At 41.0% G+C, this 10,334-nt stretch carries 8 protein-coding genes; all 8 read left to right on the forward strand.

The genetic code is table 11. The features are described 5' to 3' along the window. Positions 1–263 precede the first annotated feature (263 nt). A complete protein-coding gene (locus LI149_RS06660; RefSeq protein ID WP_173786233.1) occupies positions 264–1,415 on the forward strand; it encodes a double-cubane-cluster-containing anaerobic reductase in 1,152 nt (383 codons plus the stop codon). A 77-nt stretch (positions 1,416–1,492) separates the two neighbouring features. Beyond that, positions 1,493–2,269, forward strand: a complete 777-nt coding sequence (locus LI149_RS06665; RefSeq protein WP_173786234.1) for an acyl-CoA dehydratase activase — start codon at positions 1,493–1,495, stop codon at positions 2,267–2,269. A 140-nt stretch (positions 2,270–2,409) separates the two neighbouring features. Beyond that, positions 2,410–2,787, forward strand: coding sequence for a GntR family transcriptional regulator (locus LI149_RS06670; protein ID WP_005330719.1), 378 nt, complete (start codon positions 2,410–2,412; stop codon positions 2,785–2,787). Positions 2,788–2,795: 8 nt separating this feature from the next. Further along, positions 2,796–5,231, forward strand: a complete 2,436-nt coding sequence (locus LI149_RS06675) for an ATP-dependent Clp protease ATP-binding subunit (RefSeq protein ID WP_173786235.1) — start codon at positions 2,796–2,798, stop codon at positions 5,229–5,231. 54 nt (positions 5,232–5,285) lie between these two features. Beyond that, positions 5,286–5,699 (forward strand): hypothetical protein, encoded by a 414-nt coding sequence (locus tag LI149_RS06680; protein WP_005340894.1) that lies wholly within the window; start codon positions 5,286–5,288, stop codon positions 5,697–5,699. A gap of 138 nt (positions 5,700–5,837) precedes the next feature. Then, positions 5,838–7,208 carry a DNA repair protein RadA gene (gene radA, locus LI149_RS06685; protein ID WP_173786236.1) on the forward strand — a complete coding sequence of 457 codons (1,371 nt, stop codon included), beginning with the start codon at positions 5,838–5,840 and terminating at the stop codon, positions 7,206–7,208. Positions 7,209–7,241: 33 nt separating this feature from the next. Beyond that, a complete protein-coding gene (locus LI149_RS06690) occupies positions 7,242–9,167 on the forward strand; it encodes a BMP family ABC transporter substrate-binding protein (RefSeq protein WP_227143109.1) in 1,926 nt (641 codons plus the stop codon). Positions 9,168–9,173: 6 nt separating this feature from the next. Continuing rightward, the gene (locus LI149_RS06695) at positions 9,174–9,815 is read left to right on the forward strand and encodes a metallophosphoesterase (protein WP_117495294.1); all 642 of its coding nucleotides are present in this window, start codon (positions 9,174–9,176) and stop codon (positions 9,813–9,815) included. Positions 9,816–10,334 lie beyond the last annotated feature (519 nt).

Raw genomic sequence — 10,334 nt, forward strand, 5'->3', positions numbered from 1 at the left:
GAGGGCAATAGATGCAACAAAATGTTGCAGGAGATGTTGCAGGAGATTTTGTGGGAACATATAAACATAGGTTTCCCTGGAAATAGAGCGAATGAAGAACAATAAAAGTAGCGAGAAATAATAAATATAGAGCACATCTATATAATATGTATATTTATAGAAATAAACAATTTGCATATTATGCTATAAAAGTCTAAAATTTTAACAGAATGGTTAATTGTGTCCGTTTATAGATACGAATAAATTTGATGAGGTGAAAGAATATGGAGATTATTAAAGATTTGCCAGAGGTTTTTGAAGAATTTGCTGAGCAGAGACAGAAATCATTTCTTATGATGAAAGAACTGAAAGACAAGGGAACACCAGTAGTAGGAGCTTATTGTACATATTTCCCAAAAGAGATTGCTATGGCTATGGGAGCTTCAACGGTCAGCCTGTGTTCCACATCTGATGAGACAATCCCGGAAGCAGAAAAAGACCTTCCAAAGAACTTATGTCCATTGATCAAATCCAGTTACGGATTTGCAAAGACAGATAAATGCCCATTCTTCTATTTCTCAGATGTAGTTGTTGGGGAGACAACATGTGACGGAAAGAAAAAAATGTATGAGTATATGAGCGAATTCAAAGATGTGTTTGTAATGGAACTGCCAAATACTCAGGGACCGGAAGCGCTGAAACTTTGGAAAAAAGAGATTATCCGTTTTAAAGAGTATCTTGAGAAAAAATTCGAAGTTATAATTACAGATGAAGATGTAAGAAAAGCTGTTAAAATTGAGAATGAAGCAAGAAAAGCACTGAAGCGTCTTTATGAAGTTATGCAGCATGATCCGGCTCCAATCAGTGGACATGATCTGTTCAAGGTTCTGTACGGAAGTACATTTAAATTAAATCGTTCTGAGATTGCCGGAGAAGTGAATGCCCTTGTTGACAAGATTGAGGCAGAGTATGCATCTGGAAAGATGCTGGAGAAGAAACCAAGAATTCTGATCACAGGATGCCCAATCGGAGGAGCAACTGAGAAAGTGATCCGTGCTGTTGAGGATAATGGTGGTGTTGTCGTAACTTATGAAAACTGTACTGGAGCTAAATCTATCGACCGTCTTGTTGATGAGAATGCTGAGGATATTTACCAGGCAATTGCAGAGAGATATCTGGCAATCGGTTGTTCAGTTATGACACCAAATCCGAACCGTTTTGATCTTATGGGACGTCTGATTGACGAGTATCAGGTTGACGGAGTTCTTGAGATGACACTTCAGGCCTGTCATACATATAACGTTGAGACTCGTGCAATCCGCAAGTTTGTAAATGAGGAAAAAGGAATTCCATACATTAACGTGGAGACAGATTATTCTCAGGCAGATGTCGGACAGCTCAATACAAGAATTGCAGCATTTATTGAAATGTTGTAAGATTGCCGGTTACAGACTATTTTAAAATGAATTTTGAAATTTATGTTGTGTAAATTCATGAGAGGGAAAGATAAGATATGAAGTTTATAGGAATTGACATTGGATCTACTTGTGCCAAGACTGTTGTTATGAACGAGAACAAAGAAATTGTTCTTGAGTTTGTGCAGCCGACAGGATGGAGCAGTGTGGATACGGCAGAAGAGATTCGTAAGAAGCTTGTGGAAAATGATGCGGATCCTGAAGAAAATGTATGTGTTGCTACTGGATATGGCCGTGTGTCTGTGCCATATGCAGATAAGATGATTACAGAAATTACCTGTCACGCTATGGGGGCTGTCTGGATTTTTGATAATAAAGATATGACAATCATTGATATCGGTGGACAGGATACAAAGATTATCTGTGTAGAACAGGGATTTGTAAAAGATTTCATGATGAATGATAAATGTTCTGCCGGAACAGGAAGATTCCTGGAAATTATGGCAAATACATTGTCCATGCGTCCAAATGAGATGTGTGAGCTTGCAAGAGAAGGCTCAGGTGTAACGATCAGTTCTATGTGTACGGTATTTGCAGAGTCCGAGGTCATAAGTCTCATTGGTCAGGGAGAAAAGAAGGAAAATATCGCATTTGCAGTGGTTGATTCTATCGTACGAAAGGTTGCTGCCCAGGCAAATCGTATGAGTGAAGACCGTCCGATGCTTTGCCTGACTGGTGGTCTCTGCGAGTGCAGCTATATCAGTGAAGCGCTGACAAAGGAACTTGGCATGGAAGTTAAGACAGATCCGCAGAGCCGTTATGCAGGAGCAATCGGTGCGGCACTTGGAGCTGTAAAGAAAGGCAAGAAGAACTAGGAAAGTCTGGATTAAAGGAGTTTTACATTTTTGTTGTAAGCTCCTTTTTTGTATGTTATATTAGATGTATAACAGAAAGCTTAATCTGTTTATGAAATCATCCGTGAGGGTGGAACAAAAGAGATAATGAGGGTGATACGATGCTGATAGAGATCGATTTTAACAGTGATGAGGCACTGTATGTGCAATTACAGAATCAGATTATTATGGGAATTGCGACTGCGACAATCCAAGAAGGAGAATCACTTCCATCTGTCCGTCAGCTTGCGGATACGGTAGGTATCAATATGCATACAGTTAATAAAGCATATTCCATATTGAAGCAGGAAGGATTTATCCAGCTTGACCGCAGACGTGGCGCTGTGATTGCAATTGATGCAGATAAGGCAAAAGCTTATGCAGAAGTAAAGCGTGCGCTAAGAATCGCGCTGGCTAAGGGAAGTCTTAAGAATGTCAGTAGAGAAGAAGTTCACGAGATGGTGGATGAATTATTTGATGAATACGGTGGAAAGGAATAACAGACAGCATGAATTATACAGAACCAGCAAAAGAAGTGCTGAAAAAAGCGGAAAAGATTGCCAGAGAACTGGATCATCCATATGTAGGAACAGAACACCTGCTGCTTGCATTTATGCGGGTATGTACAGGTGTGGCGGGACAGATATTGTCAGCGAATGGTGTAGAAGAAGCAAATTTATATAAGATTGTAGATGAACTGATCTCACCGGTCGGAGAAGTGACTTTTCAGGAAAAGCCAAAGAGAAGTCCGAGACTTGAATATACTCTGGAGGAAAGCAAGGAAGAGGCAATTCGTTTTCAATCAGAGGCAATTGGAACAGAGCATATGCTCCTTGCAATCCTTCGGGAACCGGACAGTGTTGCAACCAGAATACTTCTGACACTCAATGTAAATATACAGAAAATCGTGCAGGATACGCTGGAAGTTCTCGGCGTGGATATCAAGGAATATCAAGAGGAGCTTCAAGAGGCATATCAAAGAAAAGATGGGATTTTAGACCAGTATGGTACAGATCTGACTATGCAGGCAGAAGAAGGAAAGCTTGATCCGGTCATTGGAAGAAAAGCAGAGATTCACCGTCTGATGCAGGTACTTGGCAGAAGAACGAAGAATAATCCGTGTCTGGTGGGAGAGCCGGGAGTCGGTAAGACAGCAGTGGTAGAAGGACTTGCCGCACAGATCGCAAGTGGCATTGTACCGGAAGGAATGCGTGACAAGCGGGTCTATACGTTAGATCTTGCAAGTATGATCGCAGGTACAAAATACCGTGGTGAATTTGAAGAACGTATGAAGAGACTTTTGCAGGAAGTAAAGTCGGCGGGAAATGTTATTTTATTCCTGGATGAAGTGCATACAATCATCGGCGCAGGCGGTGCGGAAGGCGCAATGGACGCATCTAATATTCTGAAACCGTCTCTTGCAAGAGGAGAACTTCAATTGATCGGAGCAACAACGATTGCGGAATATCGAAAATACATTGAAAAAGATGCGGCACTGGAACGAAGATTCCAGCCAATTACAGTGGAAGAACCAGATGAGAAGCAGTGTGAAGAAATATTAAAAGGACTGCGGGAACGTTATGAGACGCATCATCATGTACAGATTACAGACGATGCGCTTCAGGCGGCAGTTTCATTATCTGCCCGTTATATCAGTGACCGTTTCCTTCCGGACAAAGCAATTGATGTGATTGATGAAGCATGTGCGAAAGTGAGTCTTAGTGGATTCAAGACACCGGAGCATATCTATGAACTGGAAAAGGTTCTTGGTAATTACGAAGCAAAGATGGAAGAGGCAATTCTTGCAGGTGATCTTGTGGAGGCTTCCAGGATCCGGGCAGAGAAAGAAGATGCTCAGAAAAAGATTATGCAGACGAAGAAGCGTTTTCAGAAAAAGCAGGCGGGCAGAAAACCACTTGTAACAGAAGAGGAAGTGGCAGCGGTCGTATCTGACTGGACGAAGATTCCGGTGCAGAAGCTACAGGAATCTGAAGGTGTGCGCTTGCAAAAGTTAGAGCAGACGCTTCACAAGAGAGTGGTTGGACAGGAAGAAGCTGTTACGTCTGTGGCGAAAGCTGTACGAAGAGGGCGTGTGGGGCTAAAAGATCCAAAGCGCCCGATTGGCTCATTTTTATTCCTTGGACCGACCGGAGTCGGTAAGACGGAATTGTCAAAGGCATTATCAGAAGCATTATTCCATGATGAGAATGCCATGATTCGTGTTGATATGTCCGAATATATGGAACAGCACAGTGTGGCAAAGATGATTGGTTCTCCTCCGGGATATGTTGGTCACGAGGAAGGTGGACAGTTAAGCGAACAGGTGCGAAGACATCCGTATTCAGTGATTCTTTTTGATGAGATTGAAAAAGCACATCCGGATGTATTTAACATTTTACTGCAGGTATTAGATGATGGACATATTACAGATTCTCAGGGCAGAAAAGTCGATTTCCGGAATACGGTCATTATTATGACATCAAATGCAGGTGCACAGGCGATCATTGATCCCAAAAGGCTAGGATTTGGCAATAAGGAGAATCAAGAGGAAGATTACAAGCGTATGAAGATGAATGTTATGAATGAGATCAAGCTTGTCTTCCGTCCGGAATTCCTGAATCGAATTGACGAGATTCTTGTATTCCATCCGCTAGGTGAACCGGAACTTAAAAAGATTACGGGAATGATGTGCCAGGAGGTGGTCAAGCGTGCAAAAGAACAGCTGGATATTCATTTGACGGTACGTGATTCTGTGAAAAAGCTGATTATGGAAAAAGGAACCGATAAGAAATATGGAGCAAGACCGTTAAGACGTGCAGTACAAAGTGAACTGGAAGACAGTCTGGCCGAGGCAATTCTCGCAGGTGAGATTAAGCGTGGTCAGGAAGTCGTTGCTGGCGTATCGAAAAAAGAAATAAAATTTGAGGTCAAGACTACCAAATAAAAATAAATTGATATATAATAATTAATACAAATGAACCTTAGGAGGAAAGAGCTAATGGCAGCAGTGAAAGAGCTATTAAGAGCTGAAGCAGACGGAGCACTTGGTTTTGGAGACTATACTCTGAGCAGCAAGACAAAACTGGACGGATTTGAATTCCAGGGAGATGTGTATAAGGTAAAGACATTCTCTGAGATTACAAAGTTGGAAAAGAATGGTATGTTCGTATACGAATCCGTTCCGGGAACAGCAGTAGAAGATTTTAAAGCTTCTGAGAGAGAGGTCTCTTTTAAAGTATCCGGTACTGAGGATGCGCAGATTACACTGGAGCTGGAAGCAGACAGCGAATATGTTGTGTATATGGACGATGTGAATGTCGGCGATATGACAACGAATTTAAGCGGAAAACTGAGCGTGAGCGCAGAACTTGATCCGAATAAAGAGATTGAGATTAAGATTATCAAGAAGTAAATACGCAGAACATCGGGGGAGCTCGCAGAGGCGTAGCTTCCCCTTTCTGGTAAAATGGAAATAAAAAAGAAATGATAAATCAAGGTTTAAGAGTGGATTTATAAATAGAAGTATAAAAAAGATGTAAGGGAATCGTACATGGCAAAAGGTAAAAAAAGTATATTTTTCTGTCAGAACTGTGGACATGAAGAAAGCAAATGGCTTGGACAGTGTCCGATGTGCAAGGAATGGAATACATTTGTAGAAGAGAAAGTTTCAGTAACAAGAGGAAGTACGGCTGCAGTGCAGCAGGTAAGGGATGCGAAAGATGCGAAGGTAGTGACACTTTCCAGTATTACGACTGATGACGATGAGCGGATGCGGACAGGGATTCTGGAACTTGACCGAGTGCTTGGTGGTGGAATCGTGCCTGGATCGCTTGTGCTGGTGGGAGGGGATCCGGGAATCGGTAAATCAACACTTCTCCTGCAGGTATGTCAGAAGTTATCAGGACAAAACCGTAAGATATTATATATTTCCGGGGAAGAATCGTTAAAGCAGATTAAACTGCGTGCGAATCGGATGGGAACATTTTCTGAGAGTTTGTTTCTGTTGTGCGAAACGAATCTTGGAATTATACGTCATGTGATAGAAGAACAGCATCCAGATATGGTCGTGATCGACTCAATCCAGACGATGTATAACGAAGAGGTCGCGTCGGCACCGGGAAGCGTGTCTCAGGTGCGTGAATCGACCAATGTATTTATGCAACTTGCAAAAGGACTTAATATTTCAATATTTATTGTAGGACATGTGACAAAAGAAGGCACAGTTGCAGGCCCACGCGTATTGGAACATATGGTGGATACAGTGTTATATTTTGAAGGAGACAGACATGCATCTTACCGGATTCTGCGTGGGGTGAAGAATCGTTTTGGATCTACGAATGAGATCGGCGTGTTTGAGATGCAAAAAGGCGGCTTGGTGGAGGTAGAGAATCCGTCCGAGTATATGTTATCAGGAAAACCGGAAAATGCATCGGGTTCTGTTGTGGCATGTGCAATGGAAGGGACAAGACCGATGCTCATGGAGATTCAGGCACTTGTATGTAAGACGAACTTTGGAATGCCGAGACGTACGGCAGCAGGGCTTGATTATAACCGAGTCAATCTTCTGATGGCAGTTCTGGAAAAACGTATGGGAATGCCGCTTTCCGCGTATGATGCATATGTGAATATTGCAGGAGGAATCCGGCTGAATGAGCCGGCAGCAGACTTAGGAATTGTGATGGCGATTGCATCAAGCTATAAAAATCGCCCAATTGATGAGGATACTATCGTGTTTGGCGAAGTAGGATTAAGTGGAGAGGTGCGGGCCGTGACCATGCCGGAACAGAGAGTATCAGAAGCAAAAAAACTGGGATTTAAAAGATGTATTGTCCCTGCAGTTTCCATGAAGACGATTGGAAAGATGGAAGGAATAGAGATACTAGGAGTAGAAAATGTAAACCAGGCTATGAATCTTGTGTGACGGCTGAAAGAGATATGAACAGGAGGGTAAAAGATGGCGTTAAAAGACTATAATAAAGCATTTCGTTATGGGAAAAAAGAATATGAGAGCCGGCTTCTTGCAGGGCGGAAGCCGACTTTGGAATCTTTGGACGAAATATTACCAGATGAGGCATTATCAACAGAATCACTGGGACTTGTTCAGATTCCGATCGATCAGATAGTTGGAACAAGATATAGTGGTAGAAGCAGTGCATTTGCAAGTAATTTTATGCCGATATTGGAGAGTAATACGGAGTTTGCAATCAAATGGGCAAAACTCAGCACTTCTCATGAAAAGGAAGGAATTCATGAGCCAATCAAGGCGTGGGAGTATATGAATAAATTCTATGTAGAAGAGGGAAATAAGCGTGTCAGTGTCATGAAATTTTTTGGTGCAATTTCAATCCCGGGAACGGTAACGCGTATTCTTCCGAAGAAAACGAATGATAAAAACGTAAAAATTTATTATGAATTTGTGAATTTTTACAGAGTGTCTAAAGTAAATTATATTACATTTTCAGAAGAAGGACAGTATGCACAGCTCATAAAAGAGATGGGAAAACATCCGGATGAGTACTGGACAGATGATGACAGACTGATTTTCAGTTCTGTGTATGCAAGATTTACAGCGGCATTTCATGCACATGGTGGACAAGAACTGGAAGTTTCATCAGCAGAGGCATTTCTTTCATTTTTACATCTATACAGTTATAAACGAGTAGAAGAAATGTCAGTAGAAGAAATTAACGAACTTGTGAAGAAAGCATGGGAAGAATTTGTTCTGCTTCAGTATAATGATGAGGAAAAAGTAGAATTGAAAATGACTCCGACAGAAGATAAGCCATCTCTGTTTGAAAAATGGCTTCCTCTCGGTGGCAATAAAGAACCATCTCATTTGAAAGTAGGATTTATCTATGCGAAGACACCACATTCTTCTGCGTGGACATATAGTCATGAACTGGGACGCAGGCATCTTGAGCAGACATTTCCAAATGAAGTCACGACTGTAAGTTATGAAAATATAACAGAAAAAAATATAGCATCAGCCCTGGAGGAAGCTATTCATGCGGGTTGCAATATTATATTTACGACAACTCCGATATTTGCGCAGGAAAGTTTAAGAGCGGCAATTACGCATCCGGAAGTAAGAATCTTAAACTGTTCTTTGAATACGACGCACCGCTACATCCGGACTTATTATACTCGTATGCATGAGGCGAAGTTCCTGATGGGAGCAATTGCAGGGGAAATGGCTGAAAACGATAAGATTGTATATATTGCGGATTATCCGATTTTGGGAACAATTGCACAGATTAATGCATTTGCGCTTGGAGCGCAGATGACAAATCCAAGAGCGAAGGTGTATTTAGAGTGGTCTACGCTGAAAGAGCAGGATATTGAGAAAAGAATTGACGAGATAGACCCGAATTGTATTTCGGGAAAAGATATTATCGTACCAGATGATAATAATCATTTTTATGGAGTATATCATCGCGAAAGTGGCGGAGGTGAGCAGAAGAATCTTGCAATGCCACTGTGCCACTGGGGAAAATTCTATGAAGAACTGATCCGTACAATTATGGCAGGAAACTGGGAACAAGATAACGATGTAGAAAAAGCAATTAATTACTGGTGGGGAATGCCGACAGGGGTAGTAGATGTTATTTGTTCAAAAAAACTTCCGGCGGGTACAGTCCGACTGGTCAATGTATTAAAGCATAATTATAAAACGGGACAATTTCATACATTTACAGATCAGATGTATGCACAGGGACATATACTTAAGGAAAAGAAAGGTGAAAAGCTGTCTCCGGAAGAAGTGATCGAGATGGACTGGCTGGCAGAGAATATTATAGGAAGAATACCAAAGATTGAAGAATTACAGGAGCAGGCCAAACCGGTTCTTACACAACAGGGGATTGAGACGAGGAAGGGATAAAGAACAATGCGAATAATGGTAATTGCAGACGAAGAGTCGAAATACCTTTGGGATTTCTTTGACAAAAGCAAACTGGAAGGTGTGGACTTAATTATATCCTGTGGTGATTTGAATCCAAATTATCTGTCTTTTCTTACAACATTTGCAGCTGCTCCGGTACTGTATGTGCATGGAAACCATGATGAAAAATATGATCGTATCCCACCAGAAGGTTGTATTTGCATTGATGATACGATTTATGAATTTGAAGGCTTGCGAATTTTAGGACTTGGTGGTTCCATGCGTTATAGTGGTGGAAAATATCAGTTTACAGAACGTGGAATGAGGAAAAGAGTGAAGAAACTATGGTTTCAATTGCTAAAACACCGTGGTTTTGACATTCTGGTCACACATGCTCCGGCATATCAGATCAATGACGGAAGAGATCTGCCACATCAGGGATTTCAAGTATTTATAGAGCTGATAGAGAAGTACAGTCCGAAGTTCTTCGTACATGGACATGTACATATGACTTACGGAAGGCAGCATAAAAGATGTGATAAATATAAGAGCACACATATTATCAATGCATACGAAAGATATGTATTTGATTATGAAGATGATGAGATGAGTCCATTGAAGTTTGGAAAGATCGTAGGACAACAATAAGTTTAAGGCTGGCACGTAGTATTTTAGCAAAATGCTACGTGTCAAACTGCGTTTAATGGAAACTCTTCTCACAAAATAAGATACTTTAATTGCAATTTTGGGTATTAATTTGGGGGGAATGTAATTCAAACTGCAAATATGAACAAGTAAAGCGAAATGTGATAACTAAAATTGTGTAAATTGTGTAAATAAAATAAATAATAAAAACAATATTGACAATTCTGGACGGGCATGATATATTATACAAGCTGTCGCGTGAGACAAGACTGGAAAGTGCTTAAGAGCTCATGGGAACGCAAAAAAATAAATGAAATTTCCTGTTGACAAATGTCGATAGAAATGATATTCTAGATAAGCTGTTTCGAACGACAGAGATGATCGAAGCGGACAGCGAAAAAGAAAAATAAAAAAGTTGTTGACAAGCGATTGTGAATGTGATAATATAAATAAGCTGTCGCTGAGACGACAACAAAGAAAAAGAACCTTGATAATTAAATAATAGACAACAACCCTGAAGAT

This window comes from Dorea sp. 210702-DFI.3.17 (assembly GCF_020560825.1).
GTDB classification, from domain to species: domain Bacteria; phylum Bacillota; class Clostridia; order Lachnospirales; family Lachnospiraceae; genus Dorea; species Dorea formicigenerans.